The organism is Paenibacillus lutrae, assembly GCF_009757775.1.
In the GTDB taxonomy this organism is placed as follows: Bacteria; Bacillota; Bacilli; order Paenibacillales; family NBRC-103111; genus Paenibacillus_F; species Paenibacillus_F lutrae.
This window is the reverse complement of sequence record NZ_RHLK01000002.1, coordinates 733,960-749,541: the sequence shown is the minus strand read 5'-3', so window position 1 is coordinate 749,541 and position 15,582 is coordinate 733,960. Positions and strand designations below refer to the sequence as shown.

13 protein-coding genes and 1 pseudogene are annotated in these 15,582 nt (G+C 50.6%); 2 read left to right on the top strand and 12 right to left on the bottom strand.

Going from position 1 to position 15,582, the window contains the following annotated elements; genetic code table 11:
* Positions 1 to 57: 57 nt before the first annotated feature.
* Positions 58 to 354, top strand: a pseudogene (locus EDM21_RS05615) (hypothetical protein); the annotation flags it as partial.
* A 190-nt stretch (positions 355 to 544) separates the two neighbouring features.
* Here the strand turns inward: EDM21_RS05615 and EDM21_RS05610 are convergent.
* The 10 genes from EDM21_RS05610 to EDM21_RS05570 all read right to left on the bottom strand — a co-directional run bounded on the left by EDM21_RS05610 (position 545) and on the right by EDM21_RS05570 (position 10,398).
* The gene (locus tag EDM21_RS05610) at positions 545 to 1,507 is read right to left on the bottom strand and encodes a 4-hydroxy-3-methylbut-2-enyl diphosphate reductase (protein WP_157333625.1); all 963 of its coding nucleotides are present in this window, start codon (positions 1,505 to 1,507) and stop codon (positions 545 to 547) included.
* 43 nt (positions 1,508 to 1,550) lie between these two features.
* Positions 1,551 to 3,065: a sensor histidine kinase gene (locus EDM21_RS05605; protein ID WP_157333623.1), complete on the bottom strand. Its 1,515-nt coding sequence runs from the start codon at positions 3,063 to 3,065 to the stop codon at positions 1,551 to 1,553.
* Complete coding sequence (locus EDM21_RS05600) at positions 3,066 to 3,755, bottom strand: response regulator transcription factor (RefSeq protein WP_157333621.1); 690 nt, start codon at positions 3,753 to 3,755, stop codon at positions 3,066 to 3,068. It abuts the gene before it with no gap.
* A gap of 204 nt (positions 3,756 to 3,959) precedes the next feature.
* A complete protein-coding gene (locus EDM21_RS05595; RefSeq protein WP_157333619.1) occupies positions 3,960 to 5,552 on the bottom strand; it encodes a S1C family serine protease in 1,593 nt (530 codons plus the stop codon).
* Positions 5,553 to 5,788: 236 nt separating this feature from the next.
* Positions 5,789 to 6,202: a YugN family protein gene (locus tag EDM21_RS05590; RefSeq protein ID WP_157333617.1), complete on the bottom strand. Its 414-nt coding sequence runs from the start codon at positions 6,200 to 6,202 to the stop codon at positions 5,789 to 5,791.
* Between the two features lie 157 nt (positions 6,203 to 6,359).
* Entirely contained in the window at positions 6,360 to 7,022 is a 663-nt protein-coding gene (locus EDM21_RS05585) for a response regulator (protein WP_166541838.1), read from the bottom strand.
* On the bottom strand, positions 7,019 to 8,056 hold the full coding sequence (locus EDM21_RS05580; protein WP_157333615.1) for a HAMP domain-containing sensor histidine kinase: 1,038 nt from the start codon (positions 8,054 to 8,056) through the stop codon (positions 7,019 to 7,021). Before EDM21_RS05580 ends, EDM21_RS05585 begins: the two co-directional genes overlap by 4 nt.
* Before the next feature lie 16 nt (positions 8,057 to 8,072).
* Complete coding sequence (gene liaF / locus EDM21_RS05575; RefSeq protein WP_157333613.1) at positions 8,073 to 9,098, bottom strand: cell wall-active antibiotics response protein LiaF; 1,026 nt, start codon at positions 9,096 to 9,098, stop codon at positions 8,073 to 8,075.
* Between the two features lie 197 nt (positions 9,099 to 9,295).
* Complete coding sequence (locus EDM21_RS25195) at positions 9,296 to 9,421, bottom strand: hypothetical protein (protein WP_268893053.1); 126 nt, start codon at positions 9,419 to 9,421, stop codon at positions 9,296 to 9,298.
* A 260-nt stretch (positions 9,422 to 9,681) separates the two neighbouring features.
* The gene (locus tag EDM21_RS05570) at positions 9,682 to 10,398 is read right to left on the bottom strand and encodes a 3D domain-containing protein (protein WP_157333611.1); all 717 of its coding nucleotides are present in this window, start codon (positions 10,396 to 10,398) and stop codon (positions 9,682 to 9,684) included.
* Positions 10,399 to 10,623: 225 nt separating this feature from the next.
* Between EDM21_RS05570 and EDM21_RS05565 the strand changes: the two genes are divergently transcribed.
* Positions 10,624 to 12,114, top strand: coding sequence for a mechanosensitive ion channel (locus EDM21_RS05565; RefSeq protein WP_157333609.1), 1,491 nt, complete (start codon positions 10,624 to 10,626; stop codon positions 12,112 to 12,114).
* Between the two features lie 135 nt (positions 12,115 to 12,249).
* Here the strand turns inward: EDM21_RS05565 and EDM21_RS05560 are convergent, their stop codons facing one another.
* A complete protein-coding gene (locus EDM21_RS05560; protein ID WP_157333607.1) occupies positions 12,250 to 13,101 on the bottom strand; it encodes a VOC family protein in 852 nt (283 codons plus the stop codon).
* A 185-nt stretch (positions 13,102 to 13,286) separates the two neighbouring features.
* On the bottom strand, positions 13,287 to 15,239 hold the full coding sequence (thrS, locus tag EDM21_RS05555; protein ID WP_157333605.1) for a threonine--tRNA ligase: 1,953 nt from the start codon (positions 15,237 to 15,239) through the stop codon (positions 13,287 to 13,289).
* Positions 15,240 to 15,582 lie beyond the last annotated feature (343 nt).

Here is a 15,582-nt window from a genome sequence, read left to right as displayed (position 1 = left end):
AGCTTTTATGCTTTTATTCGATAAAGTAAATATACAACTCTATTTCAGTTTCGTCAAGCCCGAGACTTTTTAAATGATGCAGATCTGTTTGCTTTACTAAAAATTAGCCCGGAGGAATTAAAAGAAGAATTAGCACAAGGGAACTCTGTTGTGGAGATAGCAGCATCTAAAAATATCTCTAAACAACAAGTGATTGATGTCATTTCAAAAACCCAGGTGGATGCACAAATTCAAGGTGAAAATAATGGCGATGTTCCCAAAAGCACGATTTCCTATGAACAACAGTTAAGAGCCATTGAACCTAAAGTAGTGCAAGTTATTGAACACAAAAATGAACCATCCCCGAAGAAATAACAAGTCAGGACGCCTGAAGCAACATCTAAACAGCATCTCAGCTTATTTAACAATCAAAAGCCGGATTCCTTAGAACAGGAATCCGGCTTTTTAACTATCGAACAGTCTTTAGCGTATCTATTTCTTTAATTAATGGCGGCAATCTAAATACGTTTAGAAACGGCCTGCCGAATTAAGCGAACCGGATCGGCTAGGATTTAATGCCGGCCCGTGCTTTGGGCATCGGGATGAGTTTCTTCATGTTGATGGTCCGGTTAATTTCCCATGTCGACTCATCCGCAGGATCGAACTGCTCCAGATAAGCGATCGCTTCCTTCGTAATAGGAGTCGGCGTCGATGCGCCGGACGTCACTCCTACGTTACGAACCGTCATCAGCCAGTCCCGGCGGATTTCGGATACATCGGATATGCGGTATGCTTTTACCCCCGCAATATCCTCGGAAACCTGCGCCAGACGGTTGGAGTTGTTGCTCTTCGGATCGCCGACGACGATGACCAGATCGACCTCTTTGGCCTGCTCAGCCACAGCCTCTTGACGAACCTGGGTCGCCAGACAAATTTCATTATGAATCTCCGCTTTCGGAAACCGCTCCAGCAGCTTCTTCATAATGTGCTTAATGTCCCATTGACTCATCGTTGTCTGATTCGTGATCAGCACGCGGGAGTTCTGCAGCGCAAGCTCCAGTACATCCGCGTCTTCGAGCGTCTCGATCAGATGAACGCGGTCGGGAGCGATCCCGATGGCGCCTTCCGGCTCCGGATGGTGTTTTTTACCGATATAAATAATTTCATAGCCCTCGGCCGTCTTCTCACGGATCAGGTCATGCGTCTTGGTCACATCCGGGCAAGTCGCATCTACAACCGTCAAGCCTTTCTCGCGCGCGATGCGGCGGACTTCAGGCGACACGCCGTGTGCCGTGAAGATCACTGTCCCGGTCGTCACCTGATCCAGAATTTCAAGACGGTTAGGTCCGTCCAGCGTAATTACGCCTTCTTCCTCGAAGAAAGAAGTTACATGAGCGTTGTGCACAATCATACCGAGTATATAAATCGGCCGGGGCAGATCGAGGTTCTTGGCCGTTTGCATGGCCAGTGCCATCGCATCTACTACGCCGTAACAATAGCCCCTGGGGGAAATTTTAACGACTTTCATAACAAGCACCTACTTTTCGTCGTGTTGATTCTATTATAGCCCATCACGCGCTGGGAAGAAAGACGACAGGCAGCCAGATGACGAAGGTAGTGCCTTCACCCTCCCGGGTAATGACTTCGATGGACCCGCCGTGCTCGTCAATAATCCATTTGGCGATCGACAGCCCCAGGCCGGTTCCCGCCGTTTTGCCCCTGGAAACATCCGCCCTGTAGAAGCGGTCGAAGATGTGCGGCACTTCCTCCTTGTCCATGCCCATACCCGTATCGGCAATCCGCAGACCGATCTGCTCCCTGGAGCGGAGCGCATCCAGACGGACACTTCCTTCGGACGTAAACTTGAACGCATTCTCGATGAAAATAAAAAGCAGCTGCTGCATATAATCCTTGTTGCCGCGCACCGTCAGACCATCCAGAACATCCAGATCGCCAACGATCCATTCCGCCTGGCGGGGCAGGAACAGAGCCCTGCGGGCGACTTCTTCGACAAGCGGCTTCAGCTCGATAGGCCGCAGCTCCATCTCGAAGCCCGCGTCCGCCCTGGCAAGCGACAGCATATCGTTGACGAGCCGGCTCATCCGGTGTGCCTCACCGGCAATATCCTGCATAGCCTCGATCGACATCTCGACATGCTCCGGATTGGCTGGAGCACCCTGTCCGGATGTGAGCGACTTGCTCCACATCTTCTCCAGCAGCTCCACGTTGCCGCGGATCGTCGTAAGCGGCGTCCGGAGCTCGTGGGAGGCGTCGGAGACGAATCTGCGCTGCGCCCGGTAAGCCTCCTCAAGCTCACTGTAGACGAGCTGCAGGCGGCCGAGCATATTGTTGATCGTCACCGTCAGCCGGCCGATTTCATCCTCCGGCCCGTCATAGATGATCCGCTTATCGAGATCCGCTCCCTTCTCGATCTTCTGCGTGGCGACGATCACCTGCTCAATCGGCCGGAGCGCTTTGCGTGCCAGGAACCAGCCCAGCGTTGCCGCGATGAGAACGGTAACAAGCGCAAGGATGGCAAGTGAATACTGGAGAAGGTTAAAGAAATTCTGATAATAATAAATGGGAGCCCCTACTTGAAGCACGCCCCGCGATATCAGCTGGCCGTTCTCCGATATATTAAACCCTTTGCTGACCAGTATGATCGGCACTGACCGGTTGCTTACCGTTAAATTCAAACGCTCGACAATAAACTGGTCCGTCTGTACGATCTTCTGCCTGGCGGATTCCGAGATCGGCAGCGACAGTCCGTAACCCTTCAGAAGAGAAGAGCGGTCGTGGATGAGCGGTGCCTCTTCCTCATTCAAACTGGATAACTGGAAAAAATAATTTTCCGAGAACGTATCCAGATTATCCAGTTCCAGTTTGAGCTGGTAACCCCCGCGAAACGTCGGGATGCCTACCGTCTTTTTACGTTCGTAGGTCTGCTTCCATGTGTCATTAAGCTGTTTCTCCAAATCACTGTATATATAGAACGAGAGAAAAAGATAAAGGCCAAAGCCGAACAACAGCAGGGTAACCGCCAAAATACCGGAGTACCACAGTGTCAACCGGAGGCGGATAGACATCTAACTCTCTCCTCTCAGGACATACCCCGCTCCACGCACCGTCTGTATGATACGCTTGTGTCCGTACTCTTCTGTCTTTTGCCGCAGCAGGGCGATATAGACCTCTAGTACATTGGATTCCCCGCTGTAATCGTAACCCCAGATTTTTTCCATAATAATGTCGCGTGAAAGCACTCTCTTCGGGTTCTGCATAAACAAATGAAGCAAATCGAATTCCTTCGTCGTCAATTCAATGAGCTGCTCTTCCCGGAAAACTTCACGGGTGTCGAGATCCAGCGTCACGTTATCGTAATGAAGGCGGTTCGTCGGCTGCTCGGCCCGCTCTACACGCCGCCTTAGGAGCACGCGGACACGGGCTAACAGTTCTTCGAGCGCAAAAGGTTTGATGAGGTAATCATCCGCTCCCAGATCCAGCCCTTTTACACGGTCGGTCACTTCATCTTTGGCTGTCAGCATCAAGATCGGCACGAGGCTTCCGCTTTCGCGGATCCGCCGGCACACTTCCCATCCATCCATTACCGGCATCATAATGTCCAGCACCACGAGCCCGGGCTCCTGTTCGAGCATTCTTTTAAGCCCTTCATTGCCGTTATTCGCCGTCACGATGGTATAGCCTTCAAAAGCAAGGCTGCGCCGAAGCATGGATGTAATTTTCTCATCATCGTCAATCACCAGGATTGTTTCTCTCATTGCTCTTCATCTGCACCCTTCTCCATTAACTTTCCAGCGCCTGCAAGCCGAGGCTTCTATCCCTCTATTGTATCAAATCCATCTTGCGGATAAAATTTTTCCTGCATATTCCCAGCCGTTCCTTATCTTTTTACCAGAAAAAGAAGCAGAGATTCAGCATGAATTCTGCCTTTTCTCTGCTCCTTCACGGATCGGTCTATAGGGTTACTTCTTCTGCTGCTCGGTTTCCAGTTCATTACGGTCCCCGATAGTCAGATCCAGCTCGACGCGCTTCCCGTCTCTCATGACCCCGATCTTGGCTTTGTCGCCTACTTTGAGTGTCTTGATTCTCTCCGTGACGGCCGCGGCATTCTGAACCTTCTGGTCATTAATGTCCACGATGACGTCATAAGGACGCATACCGGCTTGGAAAGCAGGGCTTTTACGTGTAACTTCGGCAATCATAGCCCCTTCGGTGTTCCCAAGCTTCAGTTCGGCAGCTAACTCTTTATCGACATCCTGAAGACTGACACCGATAAACGGTGCTGGCTCTTTGGGAATCTTCACGTTGTTCTTCAGATTGTCCAGCACTTGGGAGAAGGTGCTCTCCGGAATCGCAAAACCGATACCTTGAGCCTGCGAACTAACGGCCGTGTTGATGCCGATCACTTCACCGTTCATGTTCAGCAGAGGGCCGCCGGAGTTCCCCGGGTTAATCGAAGCATCTGTCTGCAGCAAGTGCTTGTAGTTGCGTGTTCCCTGCTCATCCTGAATGGAGATCGGACGCTCCTTGGCACTGAGCACCCCGACTGTTACGGTGTGGTCAAATCCATACGGGTTCCCGATTGCGACAACCCAGTCGCCGACGTTCAAGCTATCCGCGCTTCCGATAGGCAGGGTCGGGAAATCTTTCTCCCCTTCGATTTTCAGTGCGGCCAGATCAAGATCGTAGCTGTTGCCCAGCAGTTTGGCCGTAAACGGCTTCTCGTATCCCTGGACAGTTACCTGAATTTCATCGGCGCCTTCCACTACGTGCTCATTCGTCAGAATATAGCCGTCTTTCTCGAAAATAAAGCCCGTTCCGCTTCCGGTCTTCTGCATGGTTCCGGAACCCGTACCCGATTCAGGTGTAGCGGAATCCTGGTCACCGAAGAAGAAACGGTAGAACGGATCATTTTGTCTGGAATTTCCCTGACTTGTTTTCTTCTTCACGAACGATTCGATTTTGACGGTAGCCGGACTCGCCTGCTGGAAAATCTGTGCGATATTAGCCGGGCGGGCCGTATCCAAAGCAGCTTTGTTCGCGGTTCCCGCTGCTGCCGTATTCGAGCTGTTCGGCTGGGCACCCGGTAAGGACAGTGCCTGCTTGTTCGTGAACAAGTTGGTTGTATCGGCCGCAAACATCAGTGACGCCACGACCACAGCACCGGCGAGGAATGCAACGAACCCGCTGCGTATGGAAGAACCGCGTTTCTTGCCCGAGCCGTCCCATCCTCCGCCGGATGATGATTTGTTATCGCTGCGGTTGTTAAAGGAGAAGGAGCGGACCGGTCTAGGCGGTGTCACCTCTACCGGAGCAGCCGATTCATCCGCATGGGAATACGTGGTCGCTACTTCGGATTCGGCCGTCTGTTCTTCGCCCTTCATCCCTGTTTTATAAGGTCCATAAGAGTAGTAATAAGAAGGCTTTTCCTGGTTCTCCGCATCCTGATTATCTTGTGCAGCCGCCTCCTCGCGCTTTAGTTCCGAATCATAGTTGTCCTCACGGTAACCGGACTGCGGAGACTGCGGGTCAAACTCTTTTTTCTTATCATCCATGGCTCATTCCTCCATTAATTAATAGTCATATAAGGTCTGGTAAAGGATAAATGAAGGACGGTTGCGATGATGTATATTTGTAGGTGATGTTTAACCGTCTCTGTATGTATATAATGGACTTCCATCCTTAAACAAACCTTAAAATTCTATAAAAGGAAGCTAAAAAAGCCGGCTTTAGCACCGGCTTTTGATGAAATACCGCAAGTTTTGCTTGAATCACAGACGGGCTTCTTCTCTTAATTTAACCATTTCCGCTCCACTTCACGCAGGAGCTTCTCTGCTTTGCCTATCCATTCGCTCTCGATCTCGGCATCTTCGTCCAGCGGGGCCTGGAACTGATTGATCAGTGCGGATGCGGTCATCAAGTGAGCCGAGTGATCCACCCCTTCATTATAGACATGCTTCAGAACATAAGGAGTCCCGATCCTCACCATCGCATCTGTTTCGTCTGTATCTCCGCCAAGCTGGCCCAGCGTCACTTCAAAAGGAATCCGCAGCCATACCTTGTGCGCTTCATCCAGGTACCGGTCAAATGAACCATGGTCATAATCCCAGTTGCCTCCGAGTGTAAATTCGAACTGGTGTAAATAATCCCGCACATTGTCAAATGCCTCTTCGGTCTGATCGAGCGAAGAATGTAATGCTTTCATCCGAGGCAGCCTCCCAGTCTTCTTGTAAATGTAGATCAATTACGGTTAGGTTGCCTCCATTTTCCTGTTTTTATTAGCAGCCGCTCTTATAAACGTTACAGCGTTCCAAATGAGAAAAAAACGGCCTCAGCGGCCGCTCTCCTTCTGATGAAATCTATTATGCCTTGGTACCCGCCCACCCTTTGCGGTGCGCATAGATAGCGAGCTGAGTCCTGTCTTCCAGCTCACATTTCATCAAGAGATTGCTGACATGCGTCTTGACCGTCTTGATGCTGATGTGAAGCTCCTCGGAGATGTCCTTGTTGGACTTCCCGTCCGAAATCAGAGCAAGAACCTCCCGCTCGCGGGAAGTCAGATGCTCATCGCCGGGCTGCGCCGACCGCTGCCTGAGTCCCCTGGTCAAGGCTAGCGATACTTCCGGATTCATGACCGGCATTCCGTCTGCCGCTCCTTTGATCGCCAGGGCAAGCTGGTCGGAAGAAATCGTCTTAAGCACGTACGAGACGGCGCCAGCCTCTATCGCCTGGACGACTTTATCTTCCTCCAGGAAACTGGTGAGCATGATAATTTTAATGGAGGCATGCTGCTGTGTAATTTGACGGGTCGCTTCGATTCCGTCCATAACGGGCATAGTCAGGTCCATCAGGATAACATCCGGCACCTTCTCTGCGTCCAGTCCTTCCAGCGTCCGTAAAGCTTCGTGCCCGTTTGCCGCTTCGGCCACAACGGTCAGCTCTTCCTCCAGCATAATATAGGTGCGCAATCCGACCCGCACCATATCGTGATCGTCCACGAGCATTACTTTTACCTGCTGTTTCACTCAGCTGCGTCCCCTTTCGCCACTTTGGTAAATTTGGGTATTCTCACCCGCACGGTCGTCCCCGTGCCCGCTCCACTAATGACTTCCGCTTCGCCCCCCAGCTTCTGCGCTCTCTCCCTCATCGTAGACAGGCCGTGGGACGCTGAGGAGATCGCGCTCCGTTCGAAACCTTTGCCGTCATCAATGAGCTGAAGTACATACTGACGGCCGGAGTCATGCAGCTTCAGCTCAATCCGGCTCGCGGAAGCATGCTTGACGATGTTCGCCATCCCCTCCTGGATGATCAGGAACAGCTGATGCTCAATCGTCTCCGAGATCGGCTGCTGCGTCTCCACATCCAGACTGCCTCGCAGCTCGTGGGCCCTGCAGTACTCGGGGAACCATTTCTCCAGCGCTTCCTCCAGCGTGCTGCCGTCGAGCTCAATCGGCCGCAGCTGGGAGATCAGACCGCGCATCTGCTTCTGGGCATGATGCGACATCTGGATCAGCTGCTCCATCAGCTGCCCGGCTACATCCGGGTTGTGTCCGATGACCTTCGGCAGGGAAGAAGCCGACATATGGATAGCGAAGAGCTCCTGACTGACCGTGTCATGCAGGTCCCTTGCCAGACGTCTGCGCTCTTCCACAACCGCCGTCTCCACAGAGCTGCGCTCCATATAAGCGCGCTCTTCTCCCATTTCCTGCAGAAGATGAGTCCGTTCTTCCAGGGAACCTGCCATCTTATTGAAAGCCTCGTAGACAGGCCGGAAAGAATCCATGGGATCGACAGGAAGCCGGTCCTTCAGATTCCCCTGAGCCAGCTGGAGCATCGCCATGTGCAGCACATCCACTTTGCGCTGAAAAGAGCGGGCGGCTATAAAGCCGACCGCCTGTCCGATCAGAACTGTAAGAAGTCCGAACATCAGCTTCCAGGTATCATTCACCGTTTCCCATGGAATGTACAGCTGGGCGAATCCCAGAACCCCCAGAGTAAGCAGGCTAGAGGCGAGAAAATACAGCATCAGCTGCCACTTCATGCTCCATAATCTTCTCATTTAACACCGTCTCCTCTTACCCGATCTTCTTCACCACAACATCTCCGATGAACATGGATACATTTAGTTTAATTTTCTTGATGCCTTCCTGATAATACGGAGTCTGCATGGACATCGAACGCATCATTCCGTCCTCATGGCGATCCAGCACTTTCATGTCGCCGATAAAGGAAGACGCCGTCACTTTAATTTCAATGTCCAGATCAGCCGGAACAATAATTTTAACATCTCCGATAAAAGCCGACACGGTAATTTTAGTTTCACCCGCCGGAATACTGGCTTTGGTCAAATCTATGAAGGTATCGCCGATAAAGGAGGAAATATTCATCGGAGTCAGCTCCCAGTAATCTTTCCCGATGTAGAAATCCCCGATAAAGCCTGATTTGTGCTGCGTTTTCGTGTAATTGTTCACATAGTGATACTCCATGTCTCCCGGTCTTCCGGCAGCTTGATGATAAGGATCGTGAGCACTGGATTCGGAGTGCGGCGATGCGGAAGAATGCTGCTCCCATTCTTTCATTTTGCGTTCGAAAGCTCTTTTCTTCTCGCTCCAACTCTTGCCTTCTTCTTGCCAATTATCGTCAGAGTTTGGAGCACCAGCACTGTAATCAGACTCGTATTTAGAACCGTAGTCTGAATCATAATCAGATCCATACCGGGAGTTGTAACGGGAGCCAAAGTCCGATCCGGCATCTTTACTTTTGCGGCTAAAAATCATTTGGATGCCGGCATACACCAGCACAACCGGGATCATAAATTGAAACATTTGACCGGTAGAGAACGGAGTCATATCTAGGTTGCGCAGCAGGAAGATCGTGCCCACGCACAGCAGAATAATTCCTCCGAATTCTTCCCCCCGCTGCTTCGAATGTCTGAAGATCAGACTCATAAGACCTGAAAAGATAAGCAGAACCGGCCAAAAAGTCGCAAATAACTGGCGAATACTGATTGTGATCCACCCCATCATGTTCAGAAAAAACAGAATACCGACTGCAATAAGTACCAGACCACCCGTCAGCCGTCCTACCCTAGAACTATTCATCGTTCATTCCCCGCCTTCGTGTCCTTTCATTCTATCTTTAGTTTACTTCGTGCCGTCATGACTGAAAAGAGACGAAGGGTTGATTGTTTCCTCGGTCTCAAGACGGAGAAAAGCAGATGAATCTTTAGGCAAAAGAAAGGAGCCCCCGGTTTGGGAGGCTCCCTTGTTTGTCACTGGACCATTCAGTTGTTCTGTGCTTATTGGTTGTTATTCAGGTTTTGCCCGTCTTTTGCCTGCTGGCTGCTCGGCACTGCTACTTCGGTTGAGAATTCGGTTTGCTGTGCCGCTTTCTTATTCGGCTTGTTCTGTTTGTTCTTGGCCATGTCGTTCACCTCCCGCATTTCATTAGTAGGGTTTGCCGGAAGGCGCCAGGCTATGAAGGAAATAGCTTCCTGTCGTTAGGAATTAAGCGCATTCTGATTTTTTTCTTCTATATAATATGGACTGGATGGCGAATAGATAAAACTACATATTCAGGATCATTCTCCTAAAAAAGGGTTTTATCATGGATAGCTTTAAGCTGCACTTCGCAAAAACAAGCGCCTGCAGATTTGCAGGCGCTTGTTGTCTATATGCGATGCGATTAAGCCTCAGGTGTATCGACGGGATTCTGACGGAAAATTTCTTGGACAAGCTGATTCCAGATAACTTGGGTCACTTTGCCGCTTCCTTGTTTGACCACAAAGACATTCACTTTCTTCTTGCCCCATTCTTTGTATATCTGGTCTTTTGTTTCGTAGTAGAGGTCAATCTTCTTCCCCTTAATGGCACTTCCGGTATCCGCTACAATCCCATATCCGTAACCCGGAATATAGAGAACCGTGCCAATCGGAAATACTTTAGGATCGGCGGCGATCGTAGACAAGGAATGCTCATCACGCTTAACCTTCATACCCGACTTCGTAATGCCGTATCCGGGATGGCCCGGGTTCTTACCGGTGGACTCGATTCCGGAGTAGTAACCGGTCGCAACAACTTCGACGGCCTTGTACTGGGCTAAATCCTGGCTGCCGTCAGGCGACAGCTTGTAGCTTACTTTTTTTGCTTCACTGGAAGCAGCACGAACCTCTTTGGTCTCAGGTTCTGGCTTATCCGCTTCTGGTTTATCAGGTTCAGCCTTGGCTTCTTCAAGCGGGCGTTGTGTTAATTCTGTTACTACGGGAGCGAGTGTTTCCTTGATGGCCGCAACATCTTTTATTCCCGTCAGACTTGTTTGATCTTGGCCGCTTAAAACGATAGCGATGTTCAACATCATAACCATACTGAACCATTTGGATTGATTGCTTGAATCAGGCAACATAGATTTAAATACCTCCCCCTAATATATGAGTTTGTCCAATTTCGAGAAAGTCTAAACATTGGAAAAACTTGTCAAGGTCAGGTTATCCGTCTGCTCACGAATCTATTCGGCTTAATAAATGGTAATAACAGGGGGATAGATCAGGCTGTTTAATTTGCAAGTAGCGGGGTAAATACTTGGAGAGCAAAATCATCACAGAACTCAAATTGAAAGGCGGATGGTCGAATGAACGTTAGAAATTGGGACGATTGGAACTTATTTATGCTTAATGGAGACTCCATTTGGCGGCTTATTGGAGCCATCCTTGTTCTGATCATTGGTCTCTGGATAGCGAACGCTGTCTCTAAAGCTGTATATAAAGGTCTGCTTAAATCAAATGTCGATGCGAGAGGCAGAAAGTTCTTCCCTCCAGACAGTTCAATCAGCCGTATTATTTCACAGGTACTAAAATATTTCCTTATTCTCATTACGCTGCTGATTGTTCTTGAAATGCTGAATTTCAGCAATGTCTTGAACCCGTTTGTCGGATTCATTGGAAGTATTACGTCTTACATACCGCATTTACTGGCTGCGGCCCTGCTGGCAGCAGTCGCTCATATTCTCGGCACCATGCTCAAAAGTATCGTATCCGGCTTCTTCGGTTCTCATACGATTAAGAGTAAAATGCCTGCGCTTGTCCATTACCGTGAAGTAGCCGGCACGATTGCTTATGCCATCGTCATTCTGCTCTTCGCGCCAACGATTCTGAAGACACTGCAGATTCCGGCTATTTCGGAACCGATCTCTTCCGTTATTAATTTGATCATCAGCTATCTGCCTCTGCTTGCAGGTGCTGCGATTCTGATTATTATCGGACATCTGATCGCCAAATTCGTCGCTCGTCTGGCTTCCACGCTGACGGCTTCGGCTAATCTTCAGCGCTGGATCGGAGACAGCTTGAATGCATCGCAGTTTGTATACAGCGTTGTATACTTCCTGATCTTGTTCCCAATCGCGGTCCAAGCGCTGAACTTGCTGCAGATCGAATCGATCCGCATGCCGGCTCAGAATATCTTGAACCTGGTAATGGCTTGGATTCCGAAAATCCTCGTTGCAGCCTTCCTGCTGTACTTGGGCTACATTCTCGCCAAAATCGTCCGCAACCTGATCATTACGGTTCTGTCTCCTATGGGCCTCGACCGTAAAGTAAATGATCTTATGCCGGCTTTCCGCCGCAAAGCCGCGGCAACCGGTTCGGAGATGGGTATGCAGGGCGCAGTTTCTGCCAATGCTTCTACACCGGCTTTCCCGCTTACCAAATGGATCGGGACCCTGATTGCCGTATTCGTCTTCGGTTTCTTCCTTGTCGAGGCCACCAATGTACTCGACTTGGGCTTTATATCCACAACCTTTGCCGCTCTGATGGTTATGCTTCCTAAAGTGATCCTGGTTGTGATCATCGTGTGCATCGGCATTGTACTTGCCGGCTTCGCAGAGCGTATGATTTCTCCGAGCAATCCGCTGAAAGGCTTCGTTCAACCGGTCATTATCGTTCTGGCCGTTGTAATCGGACTAACCGAAATCGGTCTGGGCTCTATCATTATTACATCCGGCTACCTGGTTGTTATGATTGCCCTTGCCGCAGCCTTCATTATCTCTGTAGGTATCGGCAGCATCCCGGCCGTCAAACGCTACTGGGATAAGAAGCAGGATAAATCGAACGACATCTCGATGTAAAAAAATTAAAAATCGGCTGTGGCGAATGCCCGGCCGATTTTTTTGTGTGTGATCGCATATTCTAAAGCCATTAAGCGGGATCTCAGGCAGAGTGGTACTCTCACTTGAGCCCCGTCCCAGCTTTTCCTTAAGAGCCTAGACCGTTAATACAATACCGATCTGCCAGGGGTCCTGTACGAAGAAACCGTCAGGCCGCTCTTCTACAACAATCCCATTTTGTTGCAGAAGGCCAATCACCCGCTTTAGTTCGCCTTCGTCAGGCAGCACCAGAGTGAACCAGCGCAAGCCGGTCCCGTTGGCAGGGGCAGGCCGGACACCGGAACCCGCCCATGTATTCAGGCCGATATGGTGATGATACCCGCCAGCCGCTATGAACAGAGCCGATGGCCCGAAGCGCAGTGTGATTTCAAAGCCGAGCAGCTCACAGTAGAAACGCTCCGCTTCTTTCAAATCCCCCACATGAAAATGCACATGGCCGATTACGGCACCAGCCGGCATTCCGCTCCATGCTTCATCTCCTGCCAGTGCCAGGAGACTCTCCCAGTCTACAGGATCTGTCGCCATAATGTAATGACCACTTTTATCCTTCTGCCACGTATCGCGCGGCCGGTCTGCGTAAATTTCAATTCCGTTCCCGTCCGGATCGTTCAAGTAAAGCGCTTCACTGACAAGATGATCCCCCTGCCCGATCGGGACGCGGTGCTCCGCCAGATGACGGAGTGCAAAACCCAATTCTTTGCGGCTGGGCAAAAGAATAGCAAAATGATACAGACCTGCCGCGCTTCTTTCCGGTATCCGGACGGCACCGGGCACTTCCTCCAGAATAACGAGAGGGCTCTTTCCGTCCGCGCTCATTTCAGCTGTTGAAGCGTTCTGTCCGAGTACTTTCAGTCCGATTACATCCCGGTAAAAAGCAACCGATTCAGCTAAATGGCTTACTTTAATCTGTACGTACCCGATATGAGTTTCAGGGTGTATAACAGGCATTTTAGTACCGTCCTTCCTTTTGGCTATATTGTTATATAAAATTTATTTAATTACTTTTAGTAAGTTGATTATAACCTTTGTATAGGATCTTGTCTAGAACCGTCTATTCTCTCTCCTCCCATATAAAAAGGAGAACCCTCAGGTTCTCCTTTTTGACGTTCTTTTATTCGATTCTTATAAAAGCCTTACTCTTCCGTAGATGCCACTTTGGATTTATTGGCGATATCCTGCTGAATGAGGCCGACAACATGAGCCAGACTGTGCACACCCAGATCACCTTCACCGCGTTTGCGGACAGACAGTGAGCCGGAGTTCATCTCATTCTCTCCCACGACGAGCATGTAAGGCATTTTCTCCAGCTGAGCTTCACGGATCTTGTAGCCGAGCTTCTCATTACGGTTATCGGCTTCAGCACGTATTCCGGCAAGCAGGAGCTTCTCCGTCACGTCATTCGCGTAAGCCTCATAAGAAGGCGAAACCGGAATTACTTTGGCCTGAACCGGCATCAGCCAAGTCGGCAGAGCGCCAGCATAATTCTCAAGCAAGAAGGCGGTCATACGCTCCATTGTCGAGATGATACCGCGGTGAATAACGACCGGACGGTGCTTCTGGCCATCTTCGCCGATATACTCAAGCTCGAAGCGTTCCGGCAGCAGGAAGTCCAGCTGTACAGTGGACAGCGTCTCTTCCTTCTTGAGTGCGGTACGGATCTGGACATCGAGCTTCGGTCCGTAGAAAGCGGCTTCCCCTTCCGCTTCGTAGAACGGAAGATTCATCTCTTCCACAACCTCACGCAGCATACGCTGCGACATTTCCCACATCTCATCGTTCTGGAAATACTTCTCGGTATCCTTCGGATCGCGGTAGGATAGACGGAACCGGTAATCGTTGATTCCGAAATCTTCATACACATGACGAATCAAGTTGATGACGCGGGCAAACTCTTCCTTGATCTGATCCGGACGGCAGAAGATATGCGCATCGTTCAGCGTCATCGCGCGTACGCGGTGAAGGCCTGTCAGGGCGCCGGACATTTCGTAGCGGTGCATCGTGCCAAGCTCCGCGATCCGTACAGGCAGCTCGCGATAGCTGCGCATGTCGCTTTTATACACCATCATATGGTGCGGGCAGTTCATCGGGCGAAGCACGAGTTCTTCGTTATCTAGCACCATTTTGGGGAACATGTCCTCCTGGTAGTGCTCCCAGTGTCCGCTGGTTTTGTAGAGCTCTACGTTAGCGAGCACAGGGGTATACACATGCTGGTAGCCCAGACGCTCTTCCAGATCGACGATGTAGCGCTCCATAATGCGGCGCACTTTAGCACCGGCAGGCAGCCAGATCGGCAGACCTTGTCCAACTTCTTTGGAGAAGGTGAACATTTTGAGCTCCTTGCCCAGCTTACGATGGTCGCGCTTCTTCGCTTCTTCCAGCAGGTGCAAATGCTCATCAAGCTCCGCTTTCTTAGGGAAAGCCGTGCCGTAGATGCGCTGCAGCATTTTATTCTTGGAATCCCCGCGCCAGTATGCCCCAGCTACGCTGAGCAGTTTGAACGCTTTGATCTTGCCGGTAGAAGGCAGGTGAGGACCGCGGCACAGGTCAAAAAATTCGCCCTGATCATAGATCGTCAGAACGGAATCCTCCGGCAGGTCCCGGATCAGCTCCAGCTTCAGCGGGTCTTCCATTTTCTCGAAAATGGAAATAGCCTCCTCCCGGCTGACCACTCTACGTGTAATAGGCAGATTCTCGGACACGATGCGGGACATTTCCTTCTCGATCTTGCCCAGATCCTCTGGAGTGAGCGGATTCTCAATGTCAATGTCGTAGTAGAACCCGTCCTCAATAACCGGTCCGATTCCGAGTTTAACGGCTTTCTCGCCATAGAGGCGTTTGATCGCCTGTGCCATCAAGTGGGCGGTACTGTGACGCAGCACTTCTACGCCTTCTTCCGAATCCAGGGTAACGATCTTAAGATCGGCATCCCCTTCGATCGGACGGTTAAGATCAACCTGCTGGCCGTTCACAACGCCGATGACGGCATTTTTTCTAAGACCGGAGGAGATAGATTCCGCTATCTGCTCCACTGTAGTGCCCGGCGCGTATTCTTTGACGGCACCGTCTGGAAAAGTCAATTTCATCATGTGTAGTCAGCCTCCTTGGGCGATATGGTTTGGAATAAATAAGTCGCAGCTATTAGAAAAAAGCGCAAAAAAGCACACACATCCCGAAGGGACGAGTGCGCTTGGCTCGTGGTTCCACCCTAATTCGATTCGTCGCCGCTGCTTCGTTGCAGCGGGACTGAATCCTCATTCAGCATCCGGTAACGGGAATGAATCGGCGTAAACATACTTCTGTACATCCGGTCATGAGCATTCGCTCAGGACTGTCAACCGTACAGGTTCCGCTCCGCGGCTCTCGAAGGGGTAAACATGCCGTAAATCTGCAGGGGCTTGCAGCCGGGTCCCCATTCTCTAGAGCAGCTTT